This window comes from Actinomycetota bacterium (assembly GCA_030776625.1).
Lineage (GTDB): Bacteria > Actinomycetota > CADDZG01 > CADDZG01 > WHSQ01 > MB1-2.
In genome coordinates this window covers 184,955-200,698 of the sequence record JALYHL010000004.1, presented here as the reverse complement: position 1 = coordinate 200,698, position 15,744 = coordinate 184,955, and the positions used below count along the sequence as shown (strand labels likewise).

General features: G+C 64.7%; 10 protein-coding genes and 2 tRNA genes. 6 read left to right on the top strand and 6 right to left on the bottom strand.

What is annotated here, in order from left to right; translation table 11 throughout:
- Positions 1–35 precede the first annotated feature (35 nt).
- The gene (locus tag M3N53_08520) at positions 36–1,346 is read right to left on the bottom strand and encodes a hypothetical protein (GenBank protein ID MDP9068369.1); all 1,311 of its coding nucleotides are present in this window, start codon (positions 1,344–1,346) and stop codon (positions 36–38) included.
- Positions 1,347–1,879: 533 nt separating this feature from the next.
- On the opposite strand from M3N53_08520, the gene M3N53_08515 reads away from it, so the two are divergent.
- On the top strand, positions 1,880–4,390 hold the full coding sequence (locus M3N53_08515; GenBank protein ID MDP9068368.1) for a CocE/NonD family hydrolase: 2,511 nt from the start codon (positions 1,880–1,882) through the stop codon (positions 4,388–4,390).
- A gap of 162 nt (positions 4,391–4,552) precedes the next feature.
- Entirely contained in the window at positions 4,553–6,163 is a 1,611-nt protein-coding gene (locus M3N53_08510; protein MDP9068367.1) for a CocE/NonD family hydrolase, read from the top strand.
- Between the two features lie 628 nt (positions 6,164–6,791).
- On the opposite strand, the gene M3N53_08505 is transcribed toward M3N53_08510, so the two are convergent.
- Both M3N53_08505 and M3N53_08500 read right to left on the bottom strand, forming a co-directional pair.
- Entirely contained in the window at positions 6,792–7,667 is an 876-nt protein-coding gene (locus M3N53_08505; GenBank protein MDP9068366.1) for an LLM class flavin-dependent oxidoreductase, read from the bottom strand.
- A 3-nt stretch (positions 7,668–7,670) separates the two neighbouring features.
- The gene (locus tag M3N53_08500; protein MDP9068365.1) at positions 7,671–8,573 is read right to left on the bottom strand and encodes a GNAT family N-acetyltransferase; all 903 of its coding nucleotides are present in this window, start codon (positions 8,571–8,573) and stop codon (positions 7,671–7,673) included.
- Between the two features lie 98 nt (positions 8,574–8,671).
- Here M3N53_08500 and M3N53_08495 point away from each other — a divergent pair, with 98 nt between their 5' ends.
- Positions 8,672–9,346, top strand: coding sequence for a winged helix-turn-helix transcriptional regulator (locus M3N53_08495; GenBank protein MDP9068364.1), 675 nt, complete (start codon positions 8,672–8,674; stop codon positions 9,344–9,346).
- A gap of 298 nt (positions 9,347–9,644) precedes the next feature.
- Here the strand turns inward: M3N53_08495 and M3N53_08490 are convergent.
- Positions 9,645–9,719: transfer RNA gene (locus M3N53_08490), tRNA-Arg, on the bottom strand.
- Between the two features lie 240 nt (positions 9,720–9,959).
- Between M3N53_08490 and M3N53_08485 the strand changes: the two genes are divergently transcribed.
- Together M3N53_08485 and M3N53_08480 are read left to right on the top strand one after the other, a co-directional pair.
- Positions 9,960–11,069, top strand: coding sequence for an HD domain-containing protein (locus M3N53_08485; protein ID MDP9068363.1), 1,110 nt, complete (start codon positions 9,960–9,962; stop codon positions 11,067–11,069).
- A 240-nt stretch (positions 11,070–11,309) separates the two neighbouring features.
- On the top strand, positions 11,310–12,317 hold the full coding sequence (locus tag M3N53_08480; protein ID MDP9068362.1) for a hypothetical protein: 1,008 nt from the start codon (positions 11,310–11,312) through the stop codon (positions 12,315–12,317).
- Positions 12,318–12,488: 171 nt separating this feature from the next.
- Here the strand turns inward: M3N53_08480 and M3N53_08475 are convergent, their stop codons facing one another.
- Positions 12,489–13,856 (bottom strand): M20/M25/M40 family metallo-hydrolase, encoded by a 1,368-nt coding sequence (locus M3N53_08475; GenBank protein MDP9068361.1) that lies wholly within the window; start codon positions 13,854–13,856, stop codon positions 12,489–12,491.
- A 110-nt stretch (positions 13,857–13,966) separates the two neighbouring features.
- Positions 13,967–14,037: transfer RNA gene (locus M3N53_08470), tRNA-Gly, on the bottom strand.
- An 84-nt stretch (positions 14,038–14,121) separates the two neighbouring features.
- Here M3N53_08470 and M3N53_08465 point away from each other — a divergent pair.
- A partial coding sequence (locus M3N53_08465) for a glycosyltransferase (GenBank protein ID MDP9068360.1) occupies positions 14,122–15,744 on the top strand: 1,623 nt, incomplete at its 3' end.

Sequence of the window (15,744 nt, the reverse complement as noted above, 5' to 3'; positions counted from 1 at the left end):
CGGCAAGTTCGGTCCGGATAAGCCTTTCTCCAGACTCACCGGTCGACCTGGAGGACGTCGATACCTCGGTTCGCGTCGAGCGCGTAGACGACCTCGCCATTTGCCCACAAGGTGTTGATGACATTCGCTCCATGCCCTAGGAACCAGTCGGCGAGCTCGATGGTGCCGTTCTGCCCTACGTGGAAGAACTTCAGGCCGTGGCCGTTTGCGGCTACCGCGACCTCGATCGCGCCGGAGGCCGGCCGGACGTCGAATACCCCGAAGCTGCACCCATTGGAGTACGCGTACTTAGCCACGCCTGGGACGATGACTCCCTCTGACCCGCTGAACGCGGGGTCGCCATCCGTATAGGTGCCGTTGCTAAGCCGATAGTCGTCCACGCGCGAGATCAAGCCGGTCTTCTCCCACCTATCGGTGTCCCAGGTAGAGAACACGCTTTGCGCCGACGTGTCGCGGGCGCTTTCCGCCATCTCGCACCTGGACCAACCGCCCTCACCGATATTGGTTGATAGAACGACGTCGCTGCGCGGGAAGCCAGGCCAGGCGATATCCCCTCTGCTGTTAGGCGACCCGTCGCTGCGCGCCATGACCTTCGGACGCGCCGGATCCGTCACGTCGAGCAAGTACATCGGATGGGCCCCGAGAAGGATGCGCCCGGGTGCGACTTCGACGATCTCGGTAGCTCCGCGGACCCCCAAGGCGGAGTTGTTGAACTTCATCCCCCGCGTCCACCGTTTGCGCAGTAGCTTCGGCCGAGAGGGATCACGCAGGTCGATGATCGCTCCCCACCGGTCGTAGACCCATGTGCAGTCGAGGATGCAGAAAGGTCCGCCGACGGTGAGTTTCTCCGGGTGGGGATAAGGCAACCGCGAGAGCTGCCCGATCTCTCTTGGATTGGCCGGATCCGTCACGTCATAGATGTACAGCGCGAAGTGCCGCAGCTCCCCGGTGCTTCCAGGATCAGAGACACCCCCTCGATCACCGCGGTCCCATGCTGGGATCACAACGATCTCACCGTTCGTATCGAAGCGACCGATCTGGGCGACCCCGCTGACGACCCCCTGCGGCGCCCATGCCGGCGCCGGCCGCGGGATGTAGCTGACGAACCTAGGGGCCAGCGGGTCCGAGATGTCATAGATGGTCACGCCCTCCGCCCAGATGAACAGATGGCCATTCGCGACGCGCCCCGACCCGCTGTTCGTCCACCCCATCCCTGCGGGTGGCGTCCAGGTTCCCCTCCCGTAGATCGGGACGGTGGTCACCCACCTGACACCGTCGGACGTGAAGCCCCCGACGGGCGAAGGAACGCTCTGCGCGAGGACCGCCGTGGAGTGCAGAGAGGTCATCCCTAGCAGCATCACGGCGATGGCTCCGGTACCACGAGGGCGCCTGTTTCGACCGACGAGCTTCGCTCGGGTTCGCCTTGGCATCGCCTGTCCTTTCACGAGCGCGCCCAAGTCCGGGGCGATCTGATGCTGATTCGCCCGCGCTCATCTCCACTCCTGCTTGGATCGCAAAAGTGAGCCATGTGGCGCATCCAGACCCAGCGCGGCTATGGCCATGGACCGGCAGGTATAGCCAGTGGGACATAGGTGGCCCGCGCCCCAGGCGTCTTTAGGACATCTGTTACCTCCTGTTTCCCACCTTCGTAGCTAAGACGAGAGAGAGGAAATGGAGGAGCGCAGTGTCGCTAGATCACCGCGTACCAGAGGAGCGTCCTGAGAACGACGAGGTAAAGGCCACCCGAACGGTTGGTAGAGCGAGAGCGGTGAAACGTCCGCAGTGTCTGAAATGTGACAGCAGATTGAGCCATCTGATCCACAGGAAGCACCCCGCCAGTCAGCGAAACGACGTACCCAAGCCGAACAAAGGAGTAGCGATGAAGCGCCTCGTGATGATGGTCCTGACCTTGACGTTGGTCGCGCTGACACTCCCGATCAACGTGCACGAGGCGGCCGCCCAGCCCGCAACGGACGATTGCACCAGCGGAGACGGTTACATCAGAGTGGGCGACGAGAACAGCCCGTACCGTCTCGCACATGGGGAGCCGCGAAGTGATCGTCTCCCAGCGGATCTCCACTACAAGGTGTACTGCCCTGACGCGGCCGTGGGGCCGTATCCGACGTTGTTCGTCTACTCGGGCTATAGCCACGACCCCGAGCTGCAGGTCGGGGGCGGCAGAGCGACGCTATTGGCCGCTGAGGGATACGTCGTGATCGGTGTCGCTCCGCGAGGGTCGAGCTGTTCGACCGGGACATACGACTTCGGTCACCCCGACGAGGCACGGGACGGCTACGACGTCGTCGAGTGGATCGCACAACAGCCATGGTCGAACGGCAAGGTCGCGATGATCAGCCAGTCGTACGGCGCGATCACGCAGTTCCCGGTAGCGGCATTGAAGCCTCCCCACCTCGTAGCGATCGCGGGGCAGCATCCGATCGCCGATCTATACAGAGATGCTGCCTATCCCGGCGGCATCTTCAATGCAGCCCTCGCCGGATCGTGGGGTCCAGCACAGCTGGGGCAGTCGCTGGCGTTCGGAACCGGTCCGGCGATCGTTGAGGACGCCGCCAGCGGGAGTCCCGATGCCCGATGTGCACACCAATCGGACAGACGCGACCCCGCGCTGACCTTTGCCGCCGAGCCGTGGGACGGCCCCTTTTACGAGGAGCGGCTGTCACGCGCCGGGTTGCAGAACATCGACATACCCGTTTGGACGGTGATGTCGTGGCAGGACGGGGTTGTGGGGCCGCGGGGGGTCCACATGCTTTCACAGCTCGAGAACGTCTACGCATACGTCGGTAGCGGCGGACACGACCTCGGCACGCAGAAGCTCCTCTTAAAGGATCGAGCGGCGTTCTTGGACTATTTCCTGAAAGACGACTGTACGCGGGATGAAGCGGCCGATTCCTGCGTGGGCGGGCAGTACGTCGCCCCGCCGGTGCGCGTGCTGTGGGAGACGGACGACAACCGGACCTGGCGATGGCAGTCGGACGTCGCGGCGTGGCCGCCGCCCGACGTGCAGCCGGGGGCGTTCTACCTCTCCGGCGATGGGTCCAGCAACCAGACCGGGTTGCTCGAGGCGCGCGGACCTGGATCCGACGGTCCCGACAACTACCTCTACATCCCTGGTAGCGGGCAATCCCGCAAGGAGCTTGTGGAGGCCCTGTTCCGTCGGCACACCGTCGCGAACACGTGGTCTCGCGGCCCGCATCCGGGCGCCTCCCTTACCTACACCACACGAGCGTTCGGGAAGGACACGGCGATGCTCGGCTCCGCAAGCCTTGACCTCTGGCTCGCGTCTACGGCTCCCGACACAGACGTGCAGGTGACGTTGAGCGAGGTGCGCCCGAAGGACCCATCGGATTCGGGTGCGGGATACACCGAGGTTTACATCCAGCAAGGATGGCTTCGGGCGTCGCATCGGAAGCTCGACGAAGCACGATCAACAGAACTTCTGCCGTATCACACGCACATCAAGGAGGACGAACAGCTTCTAAACCCGCTCGAGCCGGCGAAGATGCGCGTGGAGATCCTCCCCTTCGGGCACGTCTTCCGCGAGGGATCTCACCTTCGCCTGACGATCGAAGCGCCGAAGTCAATACCCGATACGTGGGGTTTCGCAGGACTGCCGTTACTGGCGAGAAATACCGTGTTCCACGATGAGTCGCACCCGTCGAAGCTCGTCCTGCCCATCTTGAGCGTTAACCCCGGAATCCTTCCCGGATACCCCAGTTGTGCGTCGCCGAAGGGACTCCGGGGTCCTCAACCCTGTCGTGACGTTCCGGCCCCGCAGCATAGGGACGCTGCCGATGTCGCGACCGAGCTCTCTTTCGTCGAGAACTCGCCCGATCGTGGCGCCTACAGCGACCAGGTCACGGCGGCGGCGCGACTCACGACGTCCGACGGAACTCCCGTGGAGGCCGCTCCCGTGCAGTTCGAGCTATGGAACACCGACGTCGTCCAGCGATTCGAAGGCGTCACGAACGCCGACGGGATCGTCTCCGCAACCGCGACGGTCGCAGCTCAGCCGGGGTCATACGTCCTGGTCGCCAGGTACGAAGGCAACTACGCCTATCGGAGCTCGTCCGACGCGATGGATTTCGTCGTCGACAAAGAAGCCACGGCCATGGAACTGTCACACGAAGATTCTGCGAACAAGCGCAGACTGGTTGCGCGTTTATCCGATCACGATGCTCCTTCGAGCGGGATCGCGGGAGCGACGGTGTCGTTCTTCGTCGACGGGGAGCCGCTAGCGGACATCGTGACCGACGCCGACGGTGTAGCGACGTTCGTAGTGCCGTACAAATACTACGGGCGACATTCGTTCTCAGCGCGATTCGCCGAGACCGACTACTACCTCGGCTCTGCCGCGCAGACGCAGACGTGAGCGGCTGCGGCAGACCAAGTAGTCAACCTAGAGGAGGAAGTCATGCCGGCAGCGGAACATGCGACTCGTAAGTCGGGTGGCGGATCTTCGCGAGTGAAGCGGCGGAGCAGGTGCATACGTACGACCCTCATGCACGCCCTGAGCAGACGGTCCTGGCGCTTGATGGTCATCGCGGCCCTTCTGCTTGGGACGACCGCCGCGCCTGCGTATTCATCAGCGGCCGCCGCGGACACGGACACTGGTCCGGTCGGTGAGGTCGAGATGGTGCCGTTCGAAGCCGTCGCCGAGGACGGCACGGTACTGCGAGGCCACGTTCACAAGCCGAAGGGTAGACACGCGCTCGCGACGGTTCTGACGCTGAGTCCTTACTGGAACTCGGCGATCGGGTGGGGGCGCAGCGCGCGTTTGTCGCAGGAAGGCGCCGCCTTCGTAGATGCCGGCTTCGCCTTTGCCGCCGTAAACGTCCGAGGGACCGGTGCGAGCGACGGGTGTCTCCAGTTCGGCGACGAGCTCGACCGCGGCGACGCCTACACCGTCATCGAGACCCTCGCGGATGAGCGCTGGAGCAACGGCAACGTCGGCATGTTTGGACTCAGCTACGACGCTTGGACGCAATACATGGCCATAGCGGCAGACCCGCCCGCGTTGAAGGCGGCCGTACCGGTGAGCGGGATCGTGGACATGTGGTCGTGGATGGCGCCGGGCGGCGCGCCCGAGACGTATGCCCCAGCCTGGATGGGCGACTGGAGGACGTTCTACTCGATCGCGCCGACCAGCGCCCAGGCGCGCCCCCACGTGGACTGCACGGGTGAGACATCGGCCGATACCTCGGCTGCTTTGGAACTTGTGAGAACAGGCGACCGGAGCGAATTCTTCAAGGACCGCGACCTGCGCCCCCTGCTGCCTGGGTCCGATGTAGCGGTATTCACGACCAGCGGGATGAGACACCTGGGCGAGTATTGGCACAACCGCCATTACGACGGGCTCTGGAAGTATCTGAACCCGAAGCGAAGTCGGTTCCTGCTCGGCCAGTGGGGCCATCGGTACCCCCAAGGCACCCGTCGTGCCTTGATGGAGATGGTCCTCGGGTGGTTCGACCACTATCTGAGAGGAGGCCCCGACACCGTCCGCGCCGGAGTGTTCGAGTTCCAGGACGATCGGAAGAAGTGGCATTCCTCACAGACGTGGCCGCCTACGCCCGTGTCGCGAACGAAGCTCTTCCTCTCACAGGAGAAACTGACGCCCTCGGCGTCCGCCGTGAAGAAGTCGAGCGTCTCGTTCCGCTCGTTCGTGGCCGACCCCGGTTCCGGTTGCGGACCGGGCGGGCACCTGAACCATCACGCCCTTTTTGTCTCAGCACCCGTCAAGCAGAGCGCTACCCTCGCCGGAAACTTCGAGTTGACGACGGAGGTCCGTAGTTCGCTGCCCGGCGGCAACTTCGCGGCGGTCTTGTACAAGACGTCGGGTGATGGATCGTGCTCAGATGTCTCGCAGAACGCCGTCGAGGTGGGTCGCATCCAGCTCGACCTCCAACACTCGAAGACGCCAGGCGAGAGCCGCGAGTTCCCGATCGGTACGCCTACTGTCCTGAGGTTACGCAGCGAGCCGCTGGTGAGTTCACTCGCGCACGGGCAGCGCCTGGTCCTAGCGGTCGGCGGCGGGTCAGCCCATCTGCTCCCGGATCCACTGCAGCCCGAACTCACGATACGTACGGGACGAACCACGCGTGGTGTCGTCGAACTGCCGGTGATTCGAGGGCGTTTGGTCTTCTAGCGCTTCCGCCACCCAAGCTTCAGCACCTGTAGGCTTTCCGGGCTCGCTGGCTGACCGTCACGCTCGAAGCGCTACCTCCGAGCGATGGAGGACCGGCTTCACAACTGCTCCCTCGCGAGTTGAGCGCGCCCGGAGGGATTCGAACCCCCGACCCTCGGATTAGAAATTTGGCCAACCCCAAACCTCTGACCTGCGGGTTTCCATCAATCAAGCGCTACGACCAGGCATTTTTCCCATTCGTCAGTGACGTTGTTGAGCATCGTTTTCCGTCCTCGCGTGGGGTTTTTGTGGGATTTTTCGGCGGGGTTTGTGGCCACCCGAGTGCGCTTGAAATGGCATCGGGGCGTCGATGCGAATCCTGTCGCACGCTCTTTCTATCGTGAGGGCATGTATCGACATGGTGGGCCTGCGCTCACTCTCATGGTGGAGACGTCGGTCGGTGTGGTCTTACGCCCGATCGCGCATACCGTGCCACTACCGGCGGGCTCGAATTCGTTGAACGCCGGTCCAGCTCCTCTTGTCAGCCCAGGTTAGTCCGACGCCATCGAGCGCTGCGTCGACCACTTCAACGGCGCGCGTCGTCAGGGCTTCTTCTCGATCCATTTCGACGGTTACGAGACCACGGCTCTCAAGAATGTTTAAGCAACGCCATCATCGACGCTGCGCGCTCGAGTAGCGGTAACCGCTCCTCGGGCGGCCACATGACGATGAATTCCGTAATCCCGGCTGTGCGAAAGGTGGCGACGATCTGCTCGAAGGCGCCTCGCTTCTCCCATGGGTCGAGCGGCTTCCAGAGGACGAGTGACCGGCGGAGCTTCATAGGTTCCCTGCCGAGCTCGGTGCAGAGTTCGTCGAGGTCAAGGTTCTGGTGCCGCACGGTCTCGAGGATCTTGTCGAGCGGCACGTCACCCAAAGCGAACGTGTTCCAGCAGTCGGCTCGCTCGGCGGCGAGGCGCCGAACGGTCGGAGACTGGCCGCCGACGGTGATCGGAGGTCGGGGCCGCTGTACCGGAGCCGGCGCGAGCGAAGTCTCCTGTGTGCCGTAGTAGCGGCCCTCGAAGCTGAACGGCGTCTCCCAGCTGCGGAGCACGCCGTCGACGACCTGGACGTACTCGCGAAAGCGGGCCGCGCGCTCCCGCGGCGACCAGAAGGGCGTCCCCGTCGCGCGATGGTCGAACTCCTCGACGCCCTTGCCGATCGCGAGCTCGAGCCGCCCGTCCGAGAGGTGGTCGAGCGCCGCGGCAGCTTTGGCGAGCACTGCGGGGCCCCGCAGGATCGGGTTGGCGACGAGGGGGCCGATCCGGACCTTGGTCGTTTGAAGTGCCATCGCGGCTAAGGCAGTCCAGCCGTCGAACCACGGCAGCGAGGCGTTGCGTGTGTGTCGGTAGTGGTCGGCAACAAACAGAAAGTCAAAGCCGAGTTCTTCGACGCGCCGCCACCGCTCGGCCAGCGTCGGGAACGGCTCGTCCGGCACGACGAGCATGCCGAATCGCAGCTCGGGCATGGGTCAGTACAGGATCGAGGGGAGATATGCGCCGCGTGGCTCGTGGTAGAGCCCGAGCGTCATCAGCGTCATGACTTGGACGACGCGGAGGCCCTGCGCCAGCGCCCACCGGAAGAGGTCCCCGTTGCTGACCGGGAGCAGGAACCCGGGGCCACCGAATTCAGAAGCGTCCGCGATCAGCGCCGCGAGCCCGTGGTTGCTGGTCGCGACCGAGTGGCCGAAGTAGGCGATCCCGGTCGTGTAGCCGACGATCGCGCTGTCGTGCACAACGACCGAGGCGCTGCCTTGCCGGACAGCGTCGAGGACCTCGCCCGAGCGATCATGCCCGTGGACGGCTCGGCACACGCGGCTCATCTCCTCCAGATCGTCCTCGCTTGCCGCGCGGACGCTGAAGCCGGGAACCTGCTCGCTGACGGGCGGGCCTTGCAGGGTGGCGACGGTCTCTTGTACGTCGAAGCCAAGCTTCGTGTACAGGGCGAGCGAGCGGCTGTGGTACGCGGCTTGGAGGAGGCGCGTCCCGGCAAATCCCTTCGCTCTCGCTCGCTCGATCACGTCGAGCATCAAGAGGGTGCCGACCCCGGAGTCCTGCGCTTCCGAGTCGATGGTAACGGGCCCGACGCCAGCGATCGTCGACCGCTCGTCGAGGAAGTTCGTCCCCACGATGCGGCCGTGCTGCTCGGCCACGACGGAGTAGAAGCCGGGATGAGCGAGCAAACCGGAGAGAATCCCTGCCGCGATCTCTGCTGACGGGAAGTCGGGCGGGAAGTTGTGGGCCGCCGCCAGCCCGCGGAAGGCGTCGTGACAAACCCGACCTGCCTCCTCGGCGTCCTCCGGCCGCCCCGGTCGGAGCGTGGTGCTGCCCGCCGTCAGCCCCTCCAAGGCCGCTGATGCGGTCCCTACCGTCATCGGGGTCCCTTCCTTGTAGCACTTACACTGGTTTTATGAAAAGCAAGCTACCGAAAGGAAGTTCACTTGTCAAGAAGAAGTAAGGTAGCATGAGCGAAGTGTCTAGGCGAAGCTACATGCAGTACTGCTCGGTCGCCCACGCACTCGATCTCGTCGGCGAGCGGTGGGCGCTCCTGATCGTGCGCGAGCTGATCCTCGGCCCGAAGCGCTTTCGCGAGCTCCATGAGGGGCTTCCGGGGAGCTCGACCAACGTGCTCTCGAATCGGCTCAAGGAGCTCGAGACGGCAGGCGTCATTCGCCGCCGCCTCTTGCCCCGCCCGGGCTCGGGGACCGTCTACGAGCTCACCGAGTACGGACGCGAGCTCGAAGAGATCGTCGTCGCGCTGGGTCGCTGGGGAGCGAAGACGATCCAACCCAGGAGCGCGGGGCAAACCTTCAAGCCCGAGTGGTTCGTGGTCGCTCTTCTCGGGTCGTTCCGACTCGAATCGGCTCGCGGGATCCGCGCGACGTACGAGCTTCGTCTCGACGGCACCGTCTTCCACCTCCGCATCGAGCGAGGCAGGCTCGAGCACGGTCGAGGGCCCGCGAAGGACGCGGATCTGGTCATCGAGACGGACAGCGACAGCCTCTTCGCTGTTCTCATGGGAGAGATCACCGCGGCCGACGCCGTGGCGGCAGGCGACGTGAAGATCGACGGAACCCTGGACGAGCTGCAGACGATGATCAAGCTCTTCGCACTACGGGAGGCGGAGACCGCAGGCGCCGAACCCTAAGCAGTGGTCTCGAGCCGCCCAAGCGCCACCCGCAGCGCACTGTTGATCTGAGGCTCGGGCGGTCACGATCCGCTACAAGAGCAAGCTGCACCACTTCGGCATCGGACGTGCTCGCAAGGGGGCCAGGGTCATCCTGCTGGTGGCCGGCCGCCAGATCCGCATCATTACCGCAGACGGGGAGCTCCTGAGGGAGTTCGAGCTCGACCCGAGCCGCGACTACCAGCCACACGGCCTGCGTTGATTGGTGTCCACTATGCTCCGCGACATCCGTCCACGATGCCCCGCGACATCAGAGGAGTGCGCCCGGCAGGATTCGAACCTGCGGCCCATGGATTAGAAGTCCATCGCTCTATCCAGACTGAGCTACGGGCGCTTGTATGAGATTGTCCGCCCGTGGACCTCGGACCCAATCAAGGGTAGAAGTCCGACGCTCTATCCGGCTGAGCTACGGGCGCCTGTATCGGATTCTCCCACCCTTGCAGGCGGAGCAGCCGGCGGGCAACCGCGACTCGTCATTCTCGTGGGGGCGAAACTAGGCACAAAGGCCTACGAACTCTTAGCTCTCGCGCCTATTCATCGGCCCCCTTCGTGTGCCGACAGTGACTGAGAAGCCATGAAAACGCTCGAAAAGGACATCTACGAACAGGGGGCGCAAGCCCATCTCGGCGTGCGCAAGGCCGAGCAAACTCCGTTACTGATCTCGGTGCTCGCGTCGATCGTGGTCGCGATCGCCCCGATGGTGCTGAGCTTTCTCGTCTTCGCCTGGACCGGCGTCTATCCCACGCTCGTCCCGGCCCTCTTGCTCGTGGGCTCGCTAACGTTGATGACCGTCGTTGGCGGCACCAGACTGTGGGAGCGGCATCACCTGTCGTCGATCTTCTCTTTCGGCGACCTGATGCTGTGGAACTGGGTGGCGCGACACCGCGCCGAGGCTCGACTCGTGCGCAACACCCAGCTGCTCGGGTTCGACCGCGCCGGGCGCTACCAAGGAGACGCCATCGCCCAGGAGCCGAGCGAGCGCCTCGAGCTCCTGGCCGAGATCGCCGACGCGCTGGACGCGAAGAGCTCCTACACCGTTGATCACACCGACCGGGTCGAGCGGCTGGCTCGCGACATGGGCGAAGCGCTGGGCCTCTCAGATGAGCATCTGAAGAAGCTGTCGACGGCGGCGTTCCTTCATGACATCGGAAACATCAGGATTCCGGAGCACATCCTGCGCAAGCAGGAGGAGCTCACCGAGGACGACAAGAAGACGGTCGAGTCGCACGCGTTGCTCGGAGCGATGATGGCGTACGAAGTGGTGAGCCGGGACGTAGCAGATGGGATCCTCCATCACCACGAGCGCTGGGATGGCAACGGCTACCCGAACGGGAAGACGGGAGCTGAGATCCCGATCTACGCGCGCATCATCGCGGTCGCCGAGGCATACGACGCGATGACCTCGACGCGCCCTCACCGGCAGAGCGGGTCACCGACGGGGGCCGTGGAAACGCTCGAGCTAGAGGCCGGGGCCGCCTTTGATCCGCTGGTGGTGGAGGCTCTGAAGGTCGTCATCCCCAAGCCCTTGGCGGTGTTCGACAAGATGCCTACGCTGGCCGCGCTGAGGCCGCGCCTGAGGGAGTGGATGCTCCTGGTGCGCCGCGTGGGCAAGGTCGCGCTTAGCTCCGCGGTGACAACGGCGACGATCGCACTGATCCTCGGCAGCCCTGGGGTGGCCTCCTAGCGCGTCGCCCGAACTGCCCGGATCCTCGGGGCCTTAACAAAGGGCGAGGATCCATGCGTTGGGACCCATACAAGCGCCGGAGGTGAACGCCGGCGGCCCAGCGACTTCTTCTCAGTGGCCACTAGGCGCGTAGCCCAAAAGGGCTATGCCGTAAATAGCCCGTTCGGGTGGTTGTCACCGCTGCTTGCGCCGCCGATGTCCCTATTGGCCCAGAAATATCCACTAGCAGAGGAGCCACTGATGGACAGGAAGAAGAAGCCGAACGGCCTCTTGATCTCGGGATTGATCTCGGCGCTCGCCTCCTTGGCGATCGTTGCTGTTGCACCAGGTCTCGCCCACCACAAGACCGACCACCAAGAAGGTGGGGAGCAGACGGCGTCGGAGAGCGGCTCCGAGAACACGCCGGGTAACGACCGCAAGGAAGGCTACGAGGACAACTCCACGGAGCCTCAGGAGACGAACCACGGCCAGGGCTCCGACAACGACGGTGACGCCGACTCGGACTCCGAGACCTCGTACACCGAGGACAACGACACCAACGACGGTGGGACGGCGAACAACGTCGAGGACGACGGCGACAACGAGCACCCGTCCGGCAAGGACCGCTCGGTCGAGTCCGGCGGCTCAGGCACCCAGGGCAAGGCGGAGTCGAACCCCGACGACTCCAACGGGCCCATGCGGTACGAGGGTGTTCAGGGAGACGACAAGCCGAACGGCCCCGGCGGCACCGACCTAGCCGATCAGGACGGCAACAACGGCTGTGGCAACGACGATGACTTCGACGACGACAACAACGGCTGGTGCGGCAAGCCGGCGACCTGCCCCGACGGCTCGCGTATGCCGGCCGATGGGACTTGCGACGACGTCGCAGGCGAGGTCATCACGCAACCGTCGCAGCCCACTTGCCCCGACGGCTCGATCATGCCTGCCGGTGGCAACTGTGGGGAGAACGTTCCTTGCCCCGAGGGCACCGTGATGGACGCCAACGGTAACTGCCTCGAGGTCAACCCGAGCGTGCCGGAGCAGGTTCTCGGCGAGCAGGTCAGCAAGGACAAAGCGGAGCCCGAAGCCCCGAGCGTGCTCGGTGTGAAGCTCTCGCCGGCGCTGAGCGAGCCGGTCGAGGTAGCCGGAGCGGTACTGCCGTTCACCGGGGGAGACGTGCTCTTGTTCCTGGTGCTGGCGCTCGCTCTCTTCGCCAGCGGCATGCTGATCATGCGCTCCACCAGGCGGGGAACCACCGAGAACTAGAACGGAACGGCTCCAGAGCAGGGGCCGCAGAACTAAAGAGAGGGGCCGGGCGACCGGCCCCTCTTCCTTTCGCGCGGCGACTTAGCTTGCTCGCTGAAGGTCGGATGCCGACGCTCGCTTGTTGTTTCGTCGACCTCAGCTTCAAACGACGTCTCTAGCTCTGACACCTCTTTACGAATCCAGACGTGCGAAGGCTCGGATCCAGCCGACGGTGTATTCGATGATCTTCAGGAAGTCGTCGACGCGGCAGTTCTCGTTGGGCGCGTGGATGTTCGAGTCCGGGCGATGGACGCCGGCGGGGGAGACCGTCGGGATCCCCAGCGTGTGCGCGACGGGGTACATCGGGCCGGTTCCGATCATCATCGGCGACACCGCGGCCTCCTTCTCGAACCCCTCCGCCGCGGCCTCCAGCGCGGCGCGCGCTATCAACGTGTCGGCGGGCGACCGCACCGGGTGCTCGTTGCTGAAGCGGTTGATCTGGATGTCTGCGAATCCGCGGTCGTCCAGATGCTTGCGAAGTTTGGCGACGACGTCGTCGGGGGCCTGGTTCGGCACGAGCCTGAAGTCGAGCTTCGCCATCGCCTCTTTCGGAAGCACCGTCTTCGACGCGCCGGGAACCGTGAACCCGGCGACTATGCCGGCGATGTTGCAGGTCGGCTCGAAGTAGTAGCGGCGCAGCAACTCCGTCCCGGTGACGTTTCCCACGAACGTGTCGACGCCGAGGCGCGTCCGTTCCTCTTCCTCTTCGAACGGAAGCTTCTCGAGCATGTCGAGATCCGCCTCCGTCGGCGCCTCGACGTCGTCATAGAACCCGTCGATCAGCACCTTGCCGTCGGGCGCTCGCAGTGTCGCCAGAGCCTCGACCAGATGCCACACCGGACTCGGCGCCACGACCGCCAGCGACGAGTGCTGATCCTCCGCGAGGCCGCGGTAGGTGAGCTCGACATAGGCGAGGCCCTTGGCGCCGAAGACGAGCTCCGGCCGGCCGACGTGGTCGATCCCCATGCCCTCCCAGATACAGCCGTCCGCGGCCAGCTCGTCGGCGTAGCGGGCCGCCATCGCCTCGAATGACTTTGAGCCCGTCTCTTCCTCGCCCTCGATGAGGAATTTCACTTGCACCGGGAGGTTGCCGTAGAGCACGCGGTAGAGGTCGAGGGCAGCAAGGCGCGCGACGAGATCACCCTTGTTGTCCGCGGATCCGCGTGCGTAGAAGCGGCCGTCGCGGATCTCCGGCTCGAACGGCTGCGAGTCCCACAGCTCGATCGGATCGACCGGCTGCACGTCGTAGTGGTCGTAGACGAGAACGGTGCGGGGGCCGGACCCGATGCGGCCGAGCAGCGCATCCGGCGCGCCTTCGTACCTGAGCCGCCGTGTGTGCGCGCCGAGACCAACGAGCTTGGCTTCGACCCAGTCCGCCATGCGAGCGAGCTCCTGAGGCTGACCCGCCAACGAAGGGATCGAACAAGCGTCCCGAAGCCACCCGACATACCGCTCAGCGTGCTCGTTCACTGCGCGCGATACCTGTGCGTTCTCTGTCACATGGCGTTCATACACTCAGCTAGCACCGTCGCAGAACGGCACGGCGAGGTGGGTTCTTCCGCTCCCGGTGGACGGGCGCAGTACCCCAGCAGCGCCGGCTCTTCGACTAGAGCGGGTGGGGGGAATTGAACCCCCGTCTTCAACTTGGAAGGCTGAAGCTCTACCATTGAGCTACACCCGCAACGTCGGGAAATCTACCCGCGCCAGCCGTCTCTTTTGTTCGTCACCCACTCAGGCGTGCCCTCGGCGGTGTGAGGATGTCGGCGTGGATCCCAGCGCTGAGAACACTGCGGCCGACGTATCCGGTCCGCCCAACCCGCGGCCGCGGTTCTCGATCGTCGTCCCCACCCTCGGCCGCTCCGCGGCCCTCGAGAGCTGCCTGGCCTGCATCCGCCGCCTCGATCCAGCTCCTTACGAGGTAGTCGTGGTGGACGGTTCTACAGAGAACGATCCGCCACAGGGTGTAGATGACGTCGTCTACCTGCGCTCCGCACCCGGCCTGACCCGCCAGCGCAACGCCGCGCTCGGGTTCGTCACGGGCGACGTCGTTCTCTTTCTCGACGACGACGCGGAGATCCCGCCCGATGCCCTGCATCATCTCGCCCGCGCGTACTCCGACCGCTCGGTCATCGGGGCAACCGGGCGGATCATCGAATCATCCGGAGAACGGCTCGTGGGCAAGGAGTCGCCGCTGCGACGGCTCTTGTTCGGGGGCGGGAAAGAGGGCGGCTTCACGAGCTTCGGTTATCCCCGCAGGGCCTTCGACCCGGCAACCCCGCAGGACATCTCCTTCATGCAGGGATGCTTCATGAGCGCCCGAAAAGAAGCGGCCAGGGTGGTTGGGTTCGATGAGAATCTCGCGGGTTACGGCTTGGCCGAAGACGAGGATTTCTCCTATCGCCTCAGCCGTATCGGGAGGATCCGATACGTGCCCGAGATCGAGGTGCATCACGCCAACCTAGGTTTCTTGACGAAGGACGAAAGCGCCTTCGGGCGGCAGGTCGTAGTCAACCGCGCCTACCTCTTCAAGAAGAACTTCCCTCAGACCCCCGCTGCCCGGGTGCGGTTCGGCTTGTTCCTGCTCGTGCTCGTCATCCACCGGCTCGTGAACCGCGAGCGGCAGGGGCTTAGAGGTGTCGTCGACGGCATCATGGCGTTGCGAGCGAGTGCTGTGACCACGCCCACCGTCACATTCGTGTCGTCACATGCGCGTCATGGCGGATCCGAGCGCTACCTCACCACGTTGTTATCCGCGTTGGGCCCTGGTTGGGTCGGCAAGGTCATCGTGCTCGAAGAGGGACCATTGGTGCAGGAGCTTCACGCGCTGGGCTCGCGCGTCGACGTCATCCCGGTCTCGGGTGCCCCTTCGCACCTGATCCGCGCCATCAGGCCATTGCGGCAGGCTGTCAAGGAACACCGAGCCGACGTCGTCCACGCCAATGGGATCAAGGCTGCGTTGCTTGCGTCTTTGGCGTGTGCCGGTACGCGGCTTCCGGTCGTCTGGGTGAAACACGACTTCAGTTGGGATGGACCTGTCGCGTGGCTCGTCTCGCTGCTGTGCAAACAAGTCGTCGGCGTCAGCCGGGCGGTCGTCGAAACCCTCCCGGCTTGGACCAGTCGCAAGGTCAGCGTCGTTCCTATCGCCTTGAAGGTGCCACACGTTCGCCGAGATCGGGCGCGCACGGAGCTGCGCCAGAGGCTGAACCTGCCAGAGAGCGTGCAGCTTGTCGCGCACGTCGGTCGCATGCATCCCGTCAAGGGACATGGCGCACTCGTAACGGCGCTTGGCAGCGCGCCGCTGATCGACGATCAGGTACACGTGGTGATGGCCGGCGGGCGCGACCCATCGCACCCGTCGTTCGAGGCAGACCTTCGCGCGCTCATCGAG

Bases quoted from the DNA above. Each gene is read 5' to 3' on its own strand.
- M3N53_08515 (MDP9068368.1), top strand. From the start codon at position 1,880: ATGAAGCGCCTCGTGATGATGGTCCTGACCTTGACGTTGGTCGCGCTG.
- M3N53_08520 (MDP9068369.1), bottom strand. From the start codon at position 1,346: ATGACCTCTCTGCACTCCACGGCGGTCCTCGCGCAGAGCGTTCCTTCG.
- M3N53_08505 (MDP9068366.1), bottom strand. From the start codon at position 7,667: ATGCCCGAGCTGCGATTCGGCATGCTCGTCGTGCCGGACGAGCCGTTC.
- M3N53_08480 (MDP9068362.1), top strand. From the start codon at position 11,310: ATGGACAGGAAGAAGAAGCCGAACGGCCTCTTGATCTCGGGATTGATC.
- M3N53_08500 (MDP9068365.1), bottom strand. From the start codon at position 8,573: ATGACGGTAGGGACCGCATCAGCGGCCTTGGAGGGGCTGACGGCGGGC.
- M3N53_08510 (MDP9068367.1), top strand. From the start codon at position 4,553: ATGGTCATCGCGGCCCTTCTGCTTGGGACGACCGCCGCGCCTGCGTAT.
- M3N53_08485 (MDP9068363.1), top strand. From the start codon at position 9,960: ATGAAAACGCTCGAAAAGGACATCTACGAACAGGGGGCGCAAGCCCAT.